The organism is Azospirillum sp. UENF 112521 (genome assembly GCF_058780665.1).
The window spans coordinates 145,336-161,586 of record NZ_JBSNCI010000001.1; the positions used below are offsets into that span (position 1 = coordinate 145,336).

A 16,251-nucleotide genomic window follows, 5' to 3' on the forward strand; every position below is an offset into this window, starting at 1 on the left:
AGGCGGTCCGTCAGGAGTTTGCGGGCTGGAAATTCTCGACGAAGCGGGCGAGCACCCGTGCACCGGCCTCGGCGTCGGCGGCGGTGATGCGTTCGGCCGGGTTGTGCGAGATGCCGCGTTCGCAGCGCACGAACAGCATGGCGATGTCGGTCAGCGCCGCCACCGCCATCGCGTCATGGCCGGCGCCGCTCGGCAGCTCCGGCGCGTCCAGCCCCTCGGCGGATGCGGCGGCGGCGACCTGCGCCATCAGCGCCGGGTGGCAGGCCACCGCCGGGCTTTCATGCAGCGTCTCGAAGCCGATGGCCACACCACGGGCGTCGGCGATGGCCTCCAGCCGGGCGCGCACCGCGCCGACCCGTTCCAGCCGCAGGGGATCGCGGTCGGCGCGCAGGTCGATGGTGAAGCGGACCTTGCCGGCGATGACGTTGGTGGCGCCGGGCGACGCCTCGATCCGGCCGACGGTGCCGACCAGCCGCTCCTGCCCGGAGCAGAGCTGCTCCACCGCCAGGATCATCTCGGCCGAGGCCGCCAGCGCGTCGCGGCGCAGGGTCATCGGCACGGTGCCGGCATGGCCGGCCATCCCCTCCACCGTCACCGCCAGCCGGGTGGCGCCGGCGATGGCGGTGACCACGCCGACCGGGCGGCCCAGCGCCTCCAGCACCGGCCCCTGTTCGATGTGCAGCTCGGCATAGGCCAGCACGTCGTCGGCCTTGTAGGCGGCGTTGGCCCAGGCGGCGGGGTCCAGCCCGAAGGCGGTCATCGCGTCGGCCAGCCGGATGCCGGCGGCGTCGCGCGTCTCCAGCACCGCCGGGTCGAAGGTGCCGGCGATGGCGCGGCTGCCGATCAGGGTCGATTGGAAGCGCGTGCCCTCCTCGTCGCCGAAGCCGATCACCTCGACGGCGAAGGGCAGGCGCCGGCCGCGGGCGTTCAGCTCGGCCACCACGGCGATGCCGCTCAGCACCCCCAGCATGCCGTCATAGCGCCCGGCATCCCGCACGGTGTCGAGGTGCGAACCGATCAGCAGGGCCGGCAGCCCCGGCCGCTCGCCTTCGTAACGGCCGATGATGTTGCCGACGGCATCCTCGCGCACGCCCATCCCGGCCTCGCGCATCCAGCCGGCGACGAGGTCGTTGGCGCGGCGGTGTTCCGGCGTCAGGTAGAGGCGCGACAGCCGCCCCTCCTCCGCGCTGATCGCCGCAAGCGCGTCGATGCGGTCGAGAAGGGCCGCTCCCGACAACAGAGACTCGGGCTGCGGAGTGTCGGGCGGCAGGGAATCGGGCATCGGCGGTTCCGGAATGCGCTGAGGAAGCGGGACGATGGAATCAGGACTATGGAGCCGGTTATACGCCGAAGCGGCACGTCCACCCTAGCCCCCGGCCGGCGAAGACAGTTTCAAAGAATCCCGGAAAGGCGCAGCCCCGGCACCGTCCGCTCGTGCCGCAGCGCAAAAAGACAGGCGGGAATTCGTTGGTGGTGCCGAATAATGTCTACCACCCTCTGGAAGCCTCGGGCAGACTTCATAGATGAGGATGAACAAAAGCACTGGATGACGGCGCGTATTTGCTGCAACCGCGAAAGAAACAGCTGAGGGGAGGTGCGTCCATGACGTCGTTCGATCCCGACATGCCTTTCGAGAACGCAACGCCGATTGGCCGGCCCGGTGCCGGCCTGTGGTTCAACAACCGGACCGAGCTGGTCCAGGCCCGCACGCTGGCGGGGTGGATCACGCTGCTGGCGGAGGACCGCGATCTGGACGACCGCCAGCTGGCCGTCGCCACCGGGTTGGACATCGAGGATGTGCGCGCCGTGCGCGAGGGTGCCGTGGCGATGCTGCCGCCCCGGCTGCTGAACCGGGCGCTGGCCCGGCTGGAGGGCAGGAACGACGAAGGGCGGCTGCAATAGCTGCAAACCGCCCTTCGCGAAACCGGTGCGCCGTGGCGTCGCGTCAGGCGACGGACAGGACATCCACATACATGTTGGCGGGCGCCGACAGGTGGATGCGGTACAGCATGCCGGACTGGTCGACGATGATATCGGCGACCGGGTTCTTGGTCGACAGGTCGGTGACCGCGGCGCGCACATTGCGCGGCAGCTGGTCCAGTTCGACGTCGCGGTAGCCGGTCTTGTCGGAAAGCTTGATGGTCTTGGTGCCCATGATGGCAGCTGCTCTGTTCCAGAAGGCTTGAGAGGGGATACTCGATTGGCCGCGGGACAATGGTCCCCGGCGGTTAACCAACGGTTAAGCAGCCTCTCCGGCTCTCCGCCCCTGGCGCAGGGCAGCAGCGCATGCGGTGCAGGGGGGCGAATGGCCCCCCGGCAACCCATTGAGTCAGCGGCGGTCGTGCCCGCCGCTGCCCACCATGGCGTCCCCATGCCGCAGGGTGTCGTCTTCCGGCAGCGGCCGCTTGCCCAGCACCATGGAGCTGTTGTCGAGCGCCGCCACCATCGCGTCCCGCGCCGGGGCGCCGGGGCCGGTCACGCTGCCCTCGCCCTGCGGCGCTGCCGGCTCCACCCGCTCGCCCATGCCGACCGAATTCGTCTGGCTCGGCGCATTGTGGCTGGCGACGCGCAGGTCGTTCTGCACATGGCCGACGCCCGACACGCTCTCGGCGATGTCCTCCGCCCGGCGGCGCGCGGCGCGGTCGCCGACAGTGCCGGACAGCGTCACCTCGCCGCCCTCCACCCGAACGCCGATGTCGGAGGCGTCGATGTGGTGGTCGTCGGTCAGGCGCTCGTTGATGTCCTCCAGGATGCGGTCGTCGGAGCGGCGGTAGTTGCGTGGGCCGACGCCGCGATAGCGGGCCTGCGGGCTCATCTTGACGAACTCTTCGCTCCAGGGATGGCGGTGCATGGCGGCCTCCGTCTTGTTGATGTCAGACTCCTTTGCCCTTCAACAAAAGTTGCGCCCGCGGCGTTCCGGTGCTCGAGCCCGGCGCACCCGGAAGGTCAGCCCTGCGGGGTGAAAGGGGATGGGGAGCGAATCCGCCGCAACCTTGGCCGCGCCCGGCTGTTCGGTCCGAAAAGCTTTCGGTCGAGGTTGAGTGCCATGAAACAGTCCGAACGAAGCGTCGCCCTCCGGGCGCGGGGCGGTTTCGCCCTCTGGGCGATGGTCATCCTGCTGGCGGTCTTGGGGCTGGGGGCGCTGGGCGGCGGCCTCTGGCTGATCCTGCTGGGCGGCTCCTGGTACTACGCCGTCGCCGGGCTGCTGTTCCTCGCCACCGCCGCCTTGCTGGCGAAGCGGTCGCCCACGGCCTTGTCGGTCTATGCGCTGCTGGTGATCGGCACGCTGATCTGGGCCTTGTGGGAGGCCGGGCTGGACTGGTGGCCGCTGTCGGCGCGCGGCGACGTGATCGCGGTGGTGGGCTTCCTGCTGCTGCTGCCCTGGGTCACCCGCCGCCTGGGCGAGCGCCAGCCGATGGCCGGCGAACCGGCGCCGGGGGCCTATCCCGTCGGCGCCTTCCGCGGCACCGGCATCCCGCTGACCGCCGCGCTGGCCATCGTGCTGCTGGTCGCCGTCGCCTCCTGGTTCACCGACCCGCACCGCATCGACGGCACGGTTCCGGCGCGCCAGCAGACCGCCTCCGCCGCGTCCCCCGCCGGCGGCAGCGGTCCAGCGGTCCCGGACGGCGAGTGGCAGGCCTATGGCCGCACCGGCTTCGGCCAGCGCTATTCGCCGCTGACCGGCATCACGCCGGAGAATGCCGACAAGCTCCAGGTCGCCTGGAGCTATGAGACCGGCGACCTGCGCGGCCAGCCCGGCGACCCGAAGGAAACCACCTTCGAGGTGACGCCGCTGAAGATCGGCAACCGGCTGTACCTGTGTTCGCCGCACCAGCATGTCATCGCGCTCGACGCCACCACCGGCAAGGAGGTCTGGCGCCGCGACCTGCAGATCGACCCGAAGCAGCTGGCCCTGCAGCACCTGACCTGCCGCGGCCTGTCCTACCGCCTGGCCCCGCAGGCCGCGGCATCCACCCCTGCGGCCGGCGGTGCCTGCGCCGCCCGGCTGTTCATGCCCACGGCGGACGGCCGCTTGGTGGCGCTGAACCCGGAGGACGGCTCGATCTGCACCGGCTTCGGCGAGAACGGGCAGGTCAACCTGTGGGCCAACATGCCGAATGTCCGGCCCGGCGCCTATTATTCGACCTCGCCGCCGGTGGTGACCGCCAAGCTGATCGTCGTCGGCGGCACGGTGCTCGACAATGTCTCGACCAAGGAGCAGTCGGGCGTCGTCCGCGCCTTCGACGCCGACAGCGGCCGGCTGGTGTGGAACTGGGATTCGGCCAAGCCCGACCAGACCGCGCCGATCGCCGACGGCCAGACCTACACCGTCAACTCGCCCAACAGCTGGTCGATCGCCAGCGTCGACGAGGCGCTGGGCATGGTCTATCTGCCGCTGGGCAACCAGCCGCCCGATCAGTTCGGCGCCAACCGCAGCCCGGAGGTGGAGCGCTTCTCCTCCTCCGTCGTGGCGCTCGATCTGGCGACGGGGCAGGTGCGCTGGGTCTTCCAGACCGTGCATCACGACCTGTGGGACTATGACGTGCCGGCGCAGCCCAGCCTGATCGACCTGACCGTCAATGGCCAGACCGTCCCGGCGCTGGTCCAGCCGACCAAGCAGGGCGAGCTGTTCGTGCTCGACCGCCGCACCGGGCAGCCGGTGCTGCCGGTGACCGAGACGCCGGCGCCGCAGGGCGCCGCCGACGGCGACCATGCCGCCCCGACCCAGCCGGTCTCGGCCCTCTCCTACGACCCGCCGCCGCTGAGCGGGGCCGACATGTGGGGGGCGACGATGTTCGACCAGCTCGCCTGCCGCATCGCGCTGAAGCGCCTGCGCTACGACGGCCGTTTCACTCCGCCGTCCTTGCAGGGGTCTCTGATCTATCCCGGCAATTTCGGCGTCTTCAACTGGGGCAGCGTCGCCGTCGATCCCCAGCGGCAGGTCGCCTTCACCACCCCGACATATCTCGCCTTCGTCTCGCAGCTGGTGCCGCGCAAGAACGACACCGACCTCTATGTCCAGGGCGGCGAGCGGCCCAAATTCAGCCTGCCGGCGTTGAACGAGAATTTCGGCGCGCCCTATGCGATCAAGCTCGGCCCCTTCGTCTCGGTGCTCGGCCTGCCCTGTCAGGCGCCGCCCTGGGGCTATGTCGCCGCCGCCGACCTGACGACAGGAAAGGTGGTCTGGAAGCACAAGAACGGCACCACCCGCGATGCCTCGCCGGTCCCGCTGCCGTTCCGCATGGGCGTTCCCAACCTGGGCGGCCCGGTCATGACCGCGGGCGGCGTCGCCTTCCTGTCGGGCACCATTGACTATTATGTCCGGGCCTACGACGTCTCCACCGGCAGGCAGCTGTGGGAGAGCCGCCTGCCGGCGGGAGGCCAGGCGACGCCGATGACCTACCAGGGCGAGGACGGCCGGCAATATGTGCTGGTGGTGGCCGGCGGGCATGGCTCGCTCGGGACCAAGGGCGGCGATTCGGTGATCGCCTACGCGCTGCCGAAATGACCCTCCCCCGACTGCCGCTTCCCGCACCTCAATCCATTCCCGGAGGGCATCCTTTGACCATCGTCGTCCATCATCTCAACAACAGCCGGTCGCAGCGGATCCTGTGGCTGCTGGAGGAGCTGGAGCTTCCCTATGAACTCCGCTTCTACCAGCGTGACAAGACGACCAATCTGGCGCCGCCGGAATTGAAGGCGGTGCACCCGCTGGGGAAATCGCCGCTGCTGGAGATCGACGGACGGATCGTCATGGAGTCCGGCGCCATCGTCCAGCATCTGTGCGAGGGTGCCGGCCGCTTCCTGCCGCCGGCCGGCTCGGACGACGCGCTGCGCCATCTCCAGCTGATGCATTTCGCCGAAGGCTCGGTGATGACCCCGGTGCTGCTCGACCTCTATGTCGGGCGGCTGGGCGAGGCGGGCGCGCCGCTGCATCCCCGCATCCAGGAGCAGCTGGCCAGCCATTTCGACTATCTGGAGTCCGAGCTTCGCCCGTCCGGCCATTTCGTCGGCGACAGCCTGACCGGTGCCGACATCATGCTCAGCTTCCCGGTCGAGATTGCGATGATGAAGGGCAACCGCAGCCGCTGGCCGAAGCTGGCCGCCTTCGTCGACGCCATGCACGCCCGTCCGGCATGGCAGCGCGCCCTTGCCAAAGGCGGTGCCTACTTCAAGTGAGGGCCAATGAAAAGGCCCGCTCCGGTCTTCCGGGGCGGGCCTTTTTCAAATAAAACCGGCAATCCTCAGCGCGTCGGCACCGGCGGAGTCTGCGAGTAGTCGTAGAAGCCGCGGCCGTATTTCTTGCCGATCCAGCCGGCTTCGACATACTTCACCAGCAGCGGGCAGGGGCGGTACTTGCTGTCGGCAAGGCCCTCGTACAGCACCTGCATCACCGCCAGACAGGTGTCCAGCCCGATGAAGTCGGCCAGCTCCAGCGGGCCCATCGGGTGGTTGGCGCCCAGCTTCAGCGCGGTGTCGATGGCGTCGACGCCGCCGACGCCCTCATACAGCGTGTAGACGGCCTCGTTGATCATCGGCAGCAGGATGCGGTTGACGATGAAGGCCGGGAAATCCTCGGCCACCGCGGCGGTCTTGCCGATGGCGAGCGTCAGTTCCTTGATGGCGTTGAAGGTCGGCTCGTCGGTCGCGATGCCGCGGATCAGCTCGACCAGCTGCATCACCGGCACCGGGTTCATGAAGTGCATGCCCATGAACTTGGCCGGACGGTCGGTCGCCGCCGCCAGACGGGTGATCGAGATCGACGAGGTGTTCGTCGCGATCAGCGCCTCCGGCTTCAGGTGCGGGACCAGCTTCTTCAGGAGGTCGCGCTTCAGCGCCTCGTTCTCGGTCGCGGCCTCGACCACCAGATCGCAGTCGCCGAAGATCGACAGGTCGGTGCCGGTGACGATGCGGGCCAGCGCCGCCGTCTTGTCCGCCTCGCTCAGCTTGCCCTTCTGGATCTGCCGGTCGAAGTTCCGGGAGATGCCGGCGAGCGACTTTTCCAGCGCCGCTTCGCTGATGTCGGACAGGAAGACGTCGTAGCCGGCCTGGGCACAGACCTGGGTGATGCCGCTGCCCATCTGGCCGGCACCGATGATGCCAATCTTCTTGATCGTGGTCATGGAGGCTGTCCCGCGAAGGATGTGGGTGGTTGGTCCGCCATGGCGGTCGCCGGTTCCGTCCGGCGACCGCCGCGGCGGCCTGGATCAGCGCGCCTTATCCAAGCTTTTCCGTCAGCTCCGGCACGGCCTTGAAGAGGTCCGCGACGAGGCCGTAATCGGCGACCTGGAAGATGGGCGCTTCCTCATCCTTGTTGATCGCGACGATGACCTTGCTGTCCTTCATGCCGGCCAGATGCTGGATCGCACCCGAGATGCCGACGGCGATGTACAGCTCCGGCGCCACGATCTTGCCGGTTTGCCCGACCTGATAGTCGTTCGGCACGAAACCCGCGTCCACGGCGGCGCGCGACGCACCCACGGCGGCGCCCAGCTTGTCGGCCAGAGCCTCCAGCAGCGGGAAGTTCTCGCCCGACTGCATGCCGCGCCCGCCCGACACCACCACGCGGGCGGATGTGAGTTCCGGACGCTCCGACTTGGTCAGCTCGGCCGAGACGAAGCTCGACAGCCCGGCGGCACCGGCGCCCGCGACCTGCTCGACGGCGGCCGAACCGCCTTCGGATGCTGCGGTCTCGAAGGCGGTGGTGCGGACGGTGATCACCTTGACCGCATCGGCCGACTGCACGGTGGCGATCGCGTTGCCGGCGTAGATCGGCCGCTCGAACGTGTCGGCGGAGACCACGGCGGTGATGTCGGAGATGGCGGCGACGTCCAGCAGTGCGGCGACGCGCGGCAGGAGGTTCTTGCCGACCGAGGTGGCGCCGGCCAGCACATGGCCGTAGCCAGTCTTGGTAACCGACACCACCAGCGGGGCGACATCCTCCGGCAACTGATGCTCGTAGGCGGCATCGTCGGCCAGCAGCACCTTGGCGACGCCGGCCACCTTCGATGCGGCATCGGCGGCGGCCTGCGCGCCCTTGCCGGCGACCAGGATATGGACATCGCCGCCAATCTTGGACGCAGCGGTGACGGCGTTCAGCGTGGCGGGCTTCAGCGAGGCGCCGTCGTGGTCGGCGATGACGAGAATGTTGGCCATGGTCAGTTCATTCCCCTCAGATCACGCGGGCTTCGGTCTTGAGCTTGTCGACCAGCGTGGCGACGTCCGGCACCTTGATGCCGGCCTGGCGCTTCGGCGGCTCCGTCACCTTCACCGTCTTCAGGCGCGGCGTGACGTCGACGCCCAGGCTGTCCGGCGTGACGGTCTCCAGCGGCTTCTTCTTCGCCTTCATGATGTTCGGCAGCGAGGCATAGCGCGGCTCGTTCAGGCGCAAATCGGCGGTGACCACCGCCGGCAGCTTGAGCTCCACCGTCTCCAGCCCGCCGTCGATCTCACGGGTCACGGCGACCGTGCCGTCACCGGCGGCGATCTTGGAGGCGAAGGTGCCCTGGCCCCAGCCGAGCAGGGCGGCCAGCATCTGGCCGGTCTGGTTGCAGTCGTCGTCGATGGCCTGCTTGCCGAGGATGACGAGGCCGGGGGCCTCCTTCTCGACCAGCGCCTTGAGGACCTTGGCGACGGCCAGCGGTTCGGTCGTCACGTCGGTCTGCACCAGGATGGCGCGGTCGGCACCCATGGCCAGCGCCGTTCGCAGCGTCTCCTGGGCCTGGGTCGGGCCGACGGACACCACGACGATCTCGGTCGCCTTGCCAGCTTCCTTGAGGCGCACGGCTTCTTCGACGGCGATCTCGTCGAAGGGGTTCATGCTCATCTTCACGTTGGCGGTCTCGACGCCGCTGCCATCCGCCTTGACGCGGATCTTCACGTTGTAGTCGACCACTCGCTTAACGGGGACGAGGACTTTCATAACTCACCCTGGCTGCTGAGCGCGCGCCTGTTACGGCGAACACCGCGAAAATTGCTGTGGTTGCGAACGGACCATAGGATCTGGAAATACCACTGTCAATGACGCGCCGGACGCGCGGGCGGCCTCGTGTGCCGCCCCGGTTGTCGCGGCAGGGGAGACCGCACGGCGTCAATCGGAATGCGCACGCTCAGCGGTTGGCGCCGGGCACCCACAGCACGTCGTCCGCCCCGTTGCGGTTCACCACCCGGCTCAGCACGAACAGATGGTCCGACAGCCGGTTGACGTATTTCAGCGCCGCCGCTGTCACCGGCTCGTGCCGTGCCAGATCGGTCATCAGCCGTTCCGCCCGGCGCACCACGGTGCGGGCCAGATGCAGATGGGCCGCGGCCGGCGAGCCGCCGGGCAGGATGAAGGAGGTCAGCGGCGCCAGACCGGCGTTCATCGCATCGATCTCCGCCTCCAGCCGGTCGACCTGGGCCTGCACGATGCGCAGCGGCGGGTATTTCGGCGCCTCCTCCTCCGGCGTGCAGAGGTCGGCGCCCAGATCGAACAGGTCGTTCTGGATGCGGCCGAGCATGGCGTCGGCATCCGGCCAGTCCCGCATGTGCAGGCGTGCCATGCCGATGACGGCGTTCGCCTCGTCCACCGTGCCGTAGGCGGCGACGCGGCGGTCGTCCTTCGGCACCCGGCTGCCGTCGCCGAGCGAGGTTTCGCCGGCGTCGCCGCCGCGCGTGTAGATCTTGGTCAGCTTAACCATGGGGAAGCGTCAGCCTTGGGTCAGGATGGCGAGGACGAACAGCAGCAGGGCCGCACCCTGGAGCATCACGCGCAGCCGCATCGCCCTGTTGGAGCGGCGCGGGTCGCCCCGTCCGCCGCGGGCCATGAAGAAGAGGCCGACGAACAGCGAGCCGACCACCGCCAGCATCGCCATGACCATCAGGATGGGGAAGAGAGTCTGCATGGGGCTCACTATATCCCAGCATCCGGCCCGCGCCTATGGCGACGGAATCGGGACTTGGGGTAATCACCCGGTTGCCAAAGCCGTTGGACTGCATACAGTGCGCGGCGTCGGGACCGGGGAAGCCAGCGGAACGGACTGGCGGAACTGAAATGACTTTGGAGAAGCAGGCGATGCAGCGGCGGACTTTCCTGAAGACGGCCCTGAAGGCGACCGCGGCCACCGCGGCCGGCGCCGGCGCCCTGGCGGTGCTGGGCCGCGAGACCGTCCAGGCCGCTCCGGGTGCTGCCGGTGCCGTTGTCCCGTCGGTGTCCTTCCCGATGGACTTCCTGTGGGGCGTCTCCACCTCCAGCTACCAGATCGAGGGCGCCGTCGCCGAGGATGGGCGGGGGCCCAGCGTCTGGGACACCTACAGCCATTCCTTCGGGCGGATCGCCAACGGCGACACCGGCGACGTCGCCTGCGACCATTACCACCGCTATGCCGAGGATGTGGATCTGATGGCGAAGGCCGGGATGAAGGCCTACCGCTTCTCCATCGCCTGGCCGCGGGTGATGCCGCAGGGCACCGGGGCGGTGAACGCCAAGGGGCTGGACTTCTACGACCGGCTGACCGACACGCTGCTGGCCAAGGGCATCCAGCCCTGGCCCTGCCTGTTCCATTGGGACCTGCCGCAGGCGTTGCAGGACAAGGGCGGCTGGACCAACCGCGACATCGCCGGCTGGTTCACCGACTACGCGCTGGCGGTGACCGCCCGGCTGGGCGACCGCGCCCGCAACTGGGCGATGCTGAACGAGCCGTCGGTGGTCGCCATCTTCGGCCACGGCACCGGCGGGCATGCGCCGGGCCTGACCGGCCGGCAGAACTGCCTGAAGGCGATCCACCACCAGAACCTGGCCCAGGGCACGGCGATCGCGGCGCTGCGCCAGGCCGGCGGCAAGAACTGGCGGCTCGGCACCGTGCTGTCGCTCCAGCCCTCCTGGCCGGTCGGCGGGCTCGACTCGAACTATCCCGCCTCGCTGATGTGGGACGCGCTGTGGAACCGCTCCTGCCTGGATCCGCTGTTCAAGGGCCGTTTCCCCGAGCAGCTGGAGGCCGAATTCACCCGCATCGCCAAGCCCGACGATCTGGCCCGCATCAAGCAGCCGGTCGATTTCCTCGGCGTCAATTACTACAGCCGCATGCACCAGCAGCCCGACCCGCAGGGGCTGTTCGGCACCGGCTACGGCTCGGCCCCCGAGGGCACGCGCAAGACCGGCATGGAATGGCCGGTCGAGCCGGACGGGCTCAGCGAGATCCTGGCTGAGCTGCAGGAGAAATACGGCAACCCGCCGGTCTATGTGACGGAGAACGGCGCCGATTACCCCGACAGCGTCGGCCCGAACGGCCGGGTCGAGGACCGCGACCGCATCGCCTACCTGCGTGACCATCTGCTGGCCGCCGCCAAGTCGATCGACGAGGGCTGCAACCTCAAGGGCTACATGGCCTGGACCCTGCTGGACAATTTCGAATGGTCGGAGGGCTACCGCCGCCATTTCGGCCTTGTCCAGGTCGACCGCAAGACGCTGGCCCGCACGCCGAAGGCCAGCTACGACTGGTACGCCTCGGTCATCCGCAACAACGCGGTTCCGCTGGTCTGAGGGCGGCGTTAAACTGCCGGCCATGCCGACGCCCCGCCCGCAACAGCCGACCCGTTTCGCCATCCAGAAGGCGCGCGGCAAGGGCTGGAAGACGCTGGAGGTCGGGGAGGAGCTGGCCCATGCCAAGGCGCGCTTCGACCGGATGGTCGGCGTCAACCCGCGGGCCTATTTCCGGCTGATCCAGCTCGATTACAACGCCGACTCCGGCTATGAGGGCATGGAGTTCAACTGGACGCTGATCGAGCTGTACGACCCGACCCAAGGCGGCCGGGTCAGGCCGGCGGCCAAGCCGGTTTCGCCCAAGCCCGTCCTGCCCAAGCCCGTCCCGCCCAAGCCTGGTCCGACGGCCCCGCGCAAACCGACGGACAGGCGCAGGGCCGGGGAAGCCGTCGCGTTGCCGCTGCGCATCTATCTGGCGGTGATCCTGATCGGCACGCTGGCGGGCGTCCTCGCCTATCTGCACTTCGCCGGAAGATAAGCCCTCACTCCGTCGTGTAGCCCTTGCGGCGCATGCACTGGGCGAAGATTTCCTTGCGGTAGCCGAACTGCGGCGTTTCCGGCAGCGGGCGCAGCGGATAGCCGCGCAGGCGCATGGTGGTGTCCACCTGCTCGGTGCATTCGTCATAGGCGACGGTCGGCACGTCCGGGCTGGCGGTCCATTCGCGGTAGGCGGGCGGGCTGCTGCATCCGGACAGCAGGGCCAGCGCGGACAGGGCCGCGGACAGGCAGGCCAGCCCCGGCAAGGCTGCCAGGAGTCGCGGGCGTGCGGTGTCGGTTCCGGTCTTGGCGCCGGTCATGGTCCCGGTCATGGCGTGCGTCCTGTTCCTTTTTCGCCCCCGATTTGACGCTACCACGTCCGGCCCTTTCCGATCCATTTTCGCGCACCATTTCCGGGAACGCGCCTTTTCGGCAACGCTGCGCGGCTGACAAAGCAGACGCCGAAAAATCGCCGCCGGAAATGCGACGCAATCTGGTAACACGATCTTAGTCCCCGATTCGGGGGAGTGTCGTGGCTCTGAAGTCGGTCTGATGTCACGGACGGAGGGAGAGGCAATGTCTGGGATTTCGCGGCGGGTGCATGGTGGCGCCGCGGTGGCGGCAGTGGCACTGGTGGTTTCGGCCCTGACCGTGGGAGCGCCCGGTTCGGCAAGGGCCGAGGCGTCGGTCGCCGACATCCAGTGGGCGCAGACCATCCTGAAGGACAAGGGCTACAACATCGGCGGCCGGGCCAAGGGCCAGATGACGCCGGAAACCCGGTCCGCGCTCAGCGCCTATCAGAAGTCGGCGGGCCTTCCCGCCACCGGCAACCTCGACCAGGCCACCATCGCCAAGATGATGGGCGAGCGCGAGAGCAAGGCCGCGCCGACCATGGGCAGCCTGTCCAAGAGCCAGGTCGGCCAGACCCGCCACGACAAGGAGGTGGCGCCGCGCGCCGCCCCGACCGGCCGGGTCGAATCCGGCAACGAGAGCGTCGGCGGCATGGCCCAGTTCGGCGGCGCCCCGGTGTCGTCTTCTTCCTCGTCGTCTTCCTCCGCGTCCTCCTCGGCCAGCCACAGCGCGCCCGCCGCGGCTCCGGCGGCCCGTCCGTCGGCGCCGGCTGCCGCCGCAACATCCAGCGCCACGCCCCAGAGCGCGCCGCGCCCATCGGTCTCCCCATCGGCCAGCGCGGCGTCCAACGCCTCCGAAGGCCCGACTCCGCAGGCGGCACCGCGCGGGGCGGTGGCGGCGACCACGCCCGACGGCAAGCCGGCCCCGGTCGAGGAAGCGGCGGCGGTCGGCGGCGGTCCGTCGATCTGGCAGTCCAATGCGGCGCGGGCCGGGGTCGCCGGGCTGATCGCCGCGACGCTGGGCGGCATCGGCTTCGCCTGGTGGCGCAGCGGCCGCGGCGTCGATCCGCTCAGCCGGAAGCCCGCCGGCGACGACCGGCCGCGTGAAAACCGCGTCGAACCGAGCTTCGGCACCCCCCGCCGCCGCGAGGAGCTGACCACCGGCCCGCGCCTGACGGCGGAGGCACGGCGGCGCTGAACGGCGCCGCGCCCGGGTCCGGTCACATCATCATCGGGCAGCCGCCTCCGCCGCAGCCGCCAGGGCCGCAGGCGGGGGCGGGCTGGGACTTTCCGACGCGCGGCGCCATGATGGCCTTGGCGACCTCGGTGCCGCTGCAGGACGGGCAGGGAATGCCGACGGCCTTCTTGGCGTCGTAATCGGCCATATTGTCGAACCACTGGTCGAAATCATGGCCGCAGGCGCAGTGCAGGGCGTAAACGATCATCGCGGGAGCCTCGAAAAGCGGAATTTCGGCCGCTCTTCTAGTCAGCCCTCCGGCGTCCCGCCAGGATCTGCATCAATCGCAAGCGTCACCGTGACTCGGTCACTCCCACCCGCGCGCACATCGACAAGAGCGGGCAGGTGGAGCAGCGCGGCCGTTCGCCGGTACACACCCATTTGCCGAAGGGCACCAGCCGCTCGTTGATCTCGACCCAGTAGCGTTTCGGCAGCACCGCCAGCAGCGCCGCCATCGTCTTCTCGGGGTTGCGTGCCTGCACGTAGCCCCAGCGGTTGGCGATGCGGTGGACATGGATGTCGACCGCCAGCGCCGGGATGCCGAAGCCGACCGCCAGCGTCAGCGCCGCGATCTTCGGCCCCACCCCATGGAAGCGCATCAGCCCGTCCGGCGTGTCGGGCACCTCGCCGCCCAGCTCCTCGACGATGCGGCGGGACAGCGCGCGGATGTCGCGCGCCTTCGGTTCGGGGAAGGTGGCGCCGTGCAGCAGCTCCACAAGCCGCTCCTCCGGCAGGGCGGCCATGGCGGCCGGCGTGTCGGCGACGGCGAACAGCCGCTCTGCCACCTCCAGGCTCGTCTCGTCCCGCGTGCGGGCGGAAATCAGGCTGGCGACCAGTTGCTGGAACGGGGAGGCATAGCCGCGGTCGCGCAGCTCGAACATCGCCGCCTTGGGGTAGGGGGCGACCGCGACCCGCAGGCGGCGGAAGACCTCGTCGATGTCGAAGTGCTGGGATGTCGCGGGCTGTATGCTCACGGGAGGCCACCGTCGGGGAACGGGCGGCAACAAGCGCCCGTCCGGTAACCGGCCAGTCCCCGCTAATGTTCCGCTTACAGCGCCTTGATCTGCATCTTGATCGGCCCGTCCGCCCGGCCATGGACGAACTGGTCGACATAGGCGTTGCCCGAATTGTCGATGTCGCGGGCGTGGCCGGTCCAGATGATCCGGCCCTGGTAGATCATAGCGATGCGGTCGGCGATCTTGCGGGCGGACGCCATGTCGTGGGTGATGGTGACCGCGGTGGCGCCGAGATCCTTCACGCACTGCACGATCAGCTCGTTGATGACGTCGGCCATGATCGGGTCGAGGCCGGTCGTCGGCTCGTCGAAGAAGATGATCTCCGGCTCGTCGGCGATGGCGCGGGCGAGGCCGACGCGCTTCTGCATGCCGCCCGACAGCTCCGAGGGCGACAGCTCCGCCACGTCGGGGGTGAGGCCGACGGCGCCGAGCTTGGCGACGGCGATCTCCTTGGCCTGGGCACGCGGCATATGGGCGCCCTGGATCAGGCCGAAGGCGACGTTCTCCCACACCTTCAGGCTGTCGAACAGGGCGGCGCCCTGGAACAGCATGCCGAACTTGTGCAGCAGCTTCTCGCGCTCGCGCGAGCGCAGCCGGGTCGTCTCCTGCCCATCAACCTGGATCGAGCCGGAATCCGGCGTCAGCAGCCCGAGGATGCTCTTCAGCATCACCGACTTGCCGGTGCCCGACCCGCCGATGACGACCAGCGACTCGCCCTTCGCCACCTCCAGGTCGATGCCGTTCAGCACCTTCTTCGGGCCGAAATGCTTGGTGACGTTCTTGAGCGCGATCTTGGGAACGGTCATGCGGTGGCGCTCACTTGGTCGAGAAGAAGAGGCCGGTGATCAGGTAGTTCCACACCAGGATCATGATCGAGGCCGACACCACCGCATTGGTGGTCGCCGCCCCGACGCCCTGGGCGCCGCCCTTGGAGTGGTAGCCGTGGTAGCAGCCCATCAGCGCGATCAGGAAGCCGAAGATCGCCGCCTTGACCAGGCCGGAGATGACGTCGACCGGCTGGAGGAATTCCCAGGTGCGGTTGATGTAGCTGGCGGCGTTGAAGTCCAGCCGGTAGACGCCGACCAGGAAGCCGCCGAACACGCCGATGATGTCGGCGACCACCACCAGCAGCGGCACCATGGTCAGCCCGGCGATCAGCCGCGGCGCCACCAGATACTTGTAGGGGTTGGTCGACAGGGTGGACAGCGCGTCGATCTGCTCGGTCACCCGCATGGTGCCGATCTCCGCCGCCATGGCGGCGCCGATGCGCCCCGCGACCATCAGGCCGGCCAGCACCGGCCCCAGTTCGCGGGTGATCGACAGCACGACGACGGTGGCGATGGCGCCCTCCGCCTGGAAGCGGGAGAAGCCGCTGTAGCTCTGCAACGCCAGCACCATGCCGGTGAACAGCGCGGTCAGCCCGACCACCGGCAGCGAATAATAGCCGATGTCGATCATCTGCCGCAGGATCTGGCGCGGATAGAGCGGCGGGCGCACGCAGTGCGACAGGGCGGACCCGGTGAACAGGGCAAGGCGTCCGGTCGCTTCCAGGAAGATCAGGAAGGCCCGGCCGGTAGCGGCGAGGAAACCCATCAGTCGGCCCGCATCCTTGGTTAGAGACTCGTTTGGGCGATGCGGTCATAGCACCGA

At 69.0% G+C, this 16,251-nt stretch carries 19 protein-coding genes; 6 read left to right on the forward strand and 13 right to left on the reverse strand.

Annotated elements, in window-relative coordinates:
- Positions 1–10: 10 nt before the first annotated feature.
- Positions 11–1,282 (reverse strand): allantoate amidohydrolase, encoded by a 1,272-nt coding sequence (locus ACWPN8_RS00640; RefSeq protein ID WP_492239556.1) that lies wholly within the window; start codon positions 1,280–1,282, stop codon positions 11–13.
- Between the two features lie 320 nt (positions 1,283–1,602).
- Here ACWPN8_RS00640 and ACWPN8_RS00645 point away from each other — a divergent pair, with 320 nt between their 5' ends.
- Entirely contained in the window at positions 1,603–1,902 is a 300-nt protein-coding gene (locus tag ACWPN8_RS00645; RefSeq protein WP_492239557.1) for a hypothetical protein, read from the forward strand.
- A 43-nt stretch (positions 1,903–1,945) separates the two neighbouring features.
- On the opposite strand, the gene ACWPN8_RS00650 is transcribed toward ACWPN8_RS00645, so the two are convergent.
- Positions 1,946–2,155, reverse strand: coding sequence for a hypothetical protein (locus tag ACWPN8_RS00650; protein WP_085090871.1), 210 nt, complete (start codon positions 2,153–2,155; stop codon positions 1,946–1,948).
- 174 nt (positions 2,156–2,329) lie between these two features.
- A complete protein-coding gene (locus ACWPN8_RS00655) occupies positions 2,330–2,851 on the reverse strand; it encodes a BON domain-containing protein (protein WP_492239558.1) in 522 nt (173 codons plus the stop codon).
- 195 nt (positions 2,852–3,046) lie between these two features.
- Here ACWPN8_RS00655 and ACWPN8_RS00660 point away from each other — a divergent pair, with 195 nt between their 5' ends.
- Together ACWPN8_RS00660 and ACWPN8_RS00665 are read left to right on the forward strand one after the other, a co-directional pair.
- Entirely contained in the window at positions 3,047–5,509 is a 2,463-nt protein-coding gene (locus ACWPN8_RS00660) for a glucose/quinate/shikimate family membrane-bound PQQ-dependent dehydrogenase (RefSeq protein ID WP_492239559.1), read from the forward strand.
- A gap of 53 nt (positions 5,510–5,562) precedes the next feature.
- Positions 5,563–6,180, forward strand: coding sequence for a glutathione S-transferase (locus ACWPN8_RS00665; RefSeq protein WP_109448983.1), 618 nt, complete (start codon positions 5,563–5,565; stop codon positions 6,178–6,180).
- Positions 6,181–6,245: 65 nt separating this feature from the next.
- Here the strand turns inward: ACWPN8_RS00665 and ACWPN8_RS00670 are convergent, their stop codons facing one another.
- The 5 genes from ACWPN8_RS00670 to ACWPN8_RS00690 all read right to left on the reverse strand — a co-directional run bounded on the left by ACWPN8_RS00670 (position 6,246) and on the right by ACWPN8_RS00690 (position 9,884).
- Positions 6,246–7,124, reverse strand: coding sequence for a 3-hydroxybutyryl-CoA dehydrogenase (locus ACWPN8_RS00670; RefSeq protein WP_109448981.1), 879 nt, complete (start codon positions 7,122–7,124; stop codon positions 6,246–6,248).
- 94 nt (positions 7,125–7,218) lie between these two features.
- Positions 7,219–8,157, reverse strand: coding sequence for an electron transfer flavoprotein subunit alpha/FixB family protein (locus ACWPN8_RS00675; RefSeq protein WP_492239560.1), 939 nt, complete (start codon positions 8,155–8,157; stop codon positions 7,219–7,221).
- Positions 8,158–8,173: 16 nt separating this feature from the next.
- The gene (locus tag ACWPN8_RS00680; protein WP_492239561.1) at positions 8,174–8,923 is read right to left on the reverse strand and encodes an electron transfer flavoprotein subunit beta/FixA family protein; all 750 of its coding nucleotides are present in this window, start codon (positions 8,921–8,923) and stop codon (positions 8,174–8,176) included.
- A 187-nt stretch (positions 8,924–9,110) separates the two neighbouring features.
- Complete coding sequence (locus tag ACWPN8_RS00685) at positions 9,111–9,680, reverse strand: cob(I)yrinic acid a,c-diamide adenosyltransferase (RefSeq protein ID WP_492239562.1); 570 nt, start codon at positions 9,678–9,680, stop codon at positions 9,111–9,113.
- A gap of 9 nt (positions 9,681–9,689) precedes the next feature.
- Complete coding sequence (locus ACWPN8_RS00690) at positions 9,690–9,884, reverse strand: twin transmembrane helix small protein (RefSeq protein WP_492239563.1); 195 nt, start codon at positions 9,882–9,884, stop codon at positions 9,690–9,692.
- 149 nt (positions 9,885–10,033) lie between these two features.
- Here ACWPN8_RS00690 and ACWPN8_RS00695 point away from each other — a divergent pair, with 149 nt between their 5' ends.
- Both ACWPN8_RS00695 and ACWPN8_RS00700 read left to right on the forward strand, forming a co-directional pair.
- Complete coding sequence (locus tag ACWPN8_RS00695; protein ID WP_492239564.1) at positions 10,034–11,521, forward strand: GH1 family beta-glucosidase; 1,488 nt, start codon at positions 10,034–10,036, stop codon at positions 11,519–11,521.
- A gap of 22 nt (positions 11,522–11,543) precedes the next feature.
- Positions 11,544–11,999, forward strand: coding sequence for a hypothetical protein (locus ACWPN8_RS00700; protein ID WP_492239565.1), 456 nt, complete (start codon positions 11,544–11,546; stop codon positions 11,997–11,999).
- 4 nt (positions 12,000–12,003) lie between these two features.
- Here the strand turns inward: ACWPN8_RS00700 and ACWPN8_RS00705 are convergent, their stop codons facing one another.
- Positions 12,004–12,330, reverse strand: a complete 327-nt coding sequence (locus tag ACWPN8_RS00705; protein WP_492239566.1) for a hypothetical protein — start codon at positions 12,328–12,330, stop codon at positions 12,004–12,006.
- 244 nt (positions 12,331–12,574) lie between these two features.
- Here ACWPN8_RS00705 and ACWPN8_RS00710 point away from each other — a divergent pair, with 244 nt between their 5' ends.
- Positions 12,575–13,546 carry a peptidoglycan-binding domain-containing protein gene (locus ACWPN8_RS00710; RefSeq protein ID WP_492239567.1) on the forward strand — a complete coding sequence of 324 codons (972 nt, stop codon included), beginning with the start codon at positions 12,575–12,577 and terminating at the stop codon, positions 13,544–13,546.
- Positions 13,547–13,568: 22 nt separating this feature from the next.
- Here ACWPN8_RS00710 and ACWPN8_RS00715 read toward each other — a convergent pair whose 3' ends face one another.
- The 4 genes from ACWPN8_RS00715 to ACWPN8_RS00730 form a co-directional block, all read right to left on the reverse strand.
- On the reverse strand, positions 13,569–13,793 hold the full coding sequence (locus tag ACWPN8_RS00715) for a DUF1178 family protein (protein ID WP_492239568.1): 225 nt from the start codon (positions 13,791–13,793) through the stop codon (positions 13,569–13,571).
- A gap of 85 nt (positions 13,794–13,878) precedes the next feature.
- The gene (locus tag ACWPN8_RS00720) at positions 13,879–14,559 is read right to left on the reverse strand and encodes an endonuclease III domain-containing protein (RefSeq protein WP_492239569.1); all 681 of its coding nucleotides are present in this window, start codon (positions 14,557–14,559) and stop codon (positions 13,879–13,881) included.
- 74 nt (positions 14,560–14,633) lie between these two features.
- The gene (locus ACWPN8_RS00725; RefSeq protein ID WP_098735151.1) at positions 14,634–15,407 is read right to left on the reverse strand and encodes an ABC transporter ATP-binding protein; all 774 of its coding nucleotides are present in this window, start codon (positions 15,405–15,407) and stop codon (positions 14,634–14,636) included.
- A gap of 10 nt (positions 15,408–15,417) precedes the next feature.
- Complete coding sequence (locus ACWPN8_RS00730) at positions 15,418–16,194, reverse strand: MlaE family ABC transporter permease (RefSeq protein WP_012978311.1); 777 nt, start codon at positions 16,192–16,194, stop codon at positions 15,418–15,420.
- Positions 16,195–16,251: the final 57 nt, after the last annotated feature.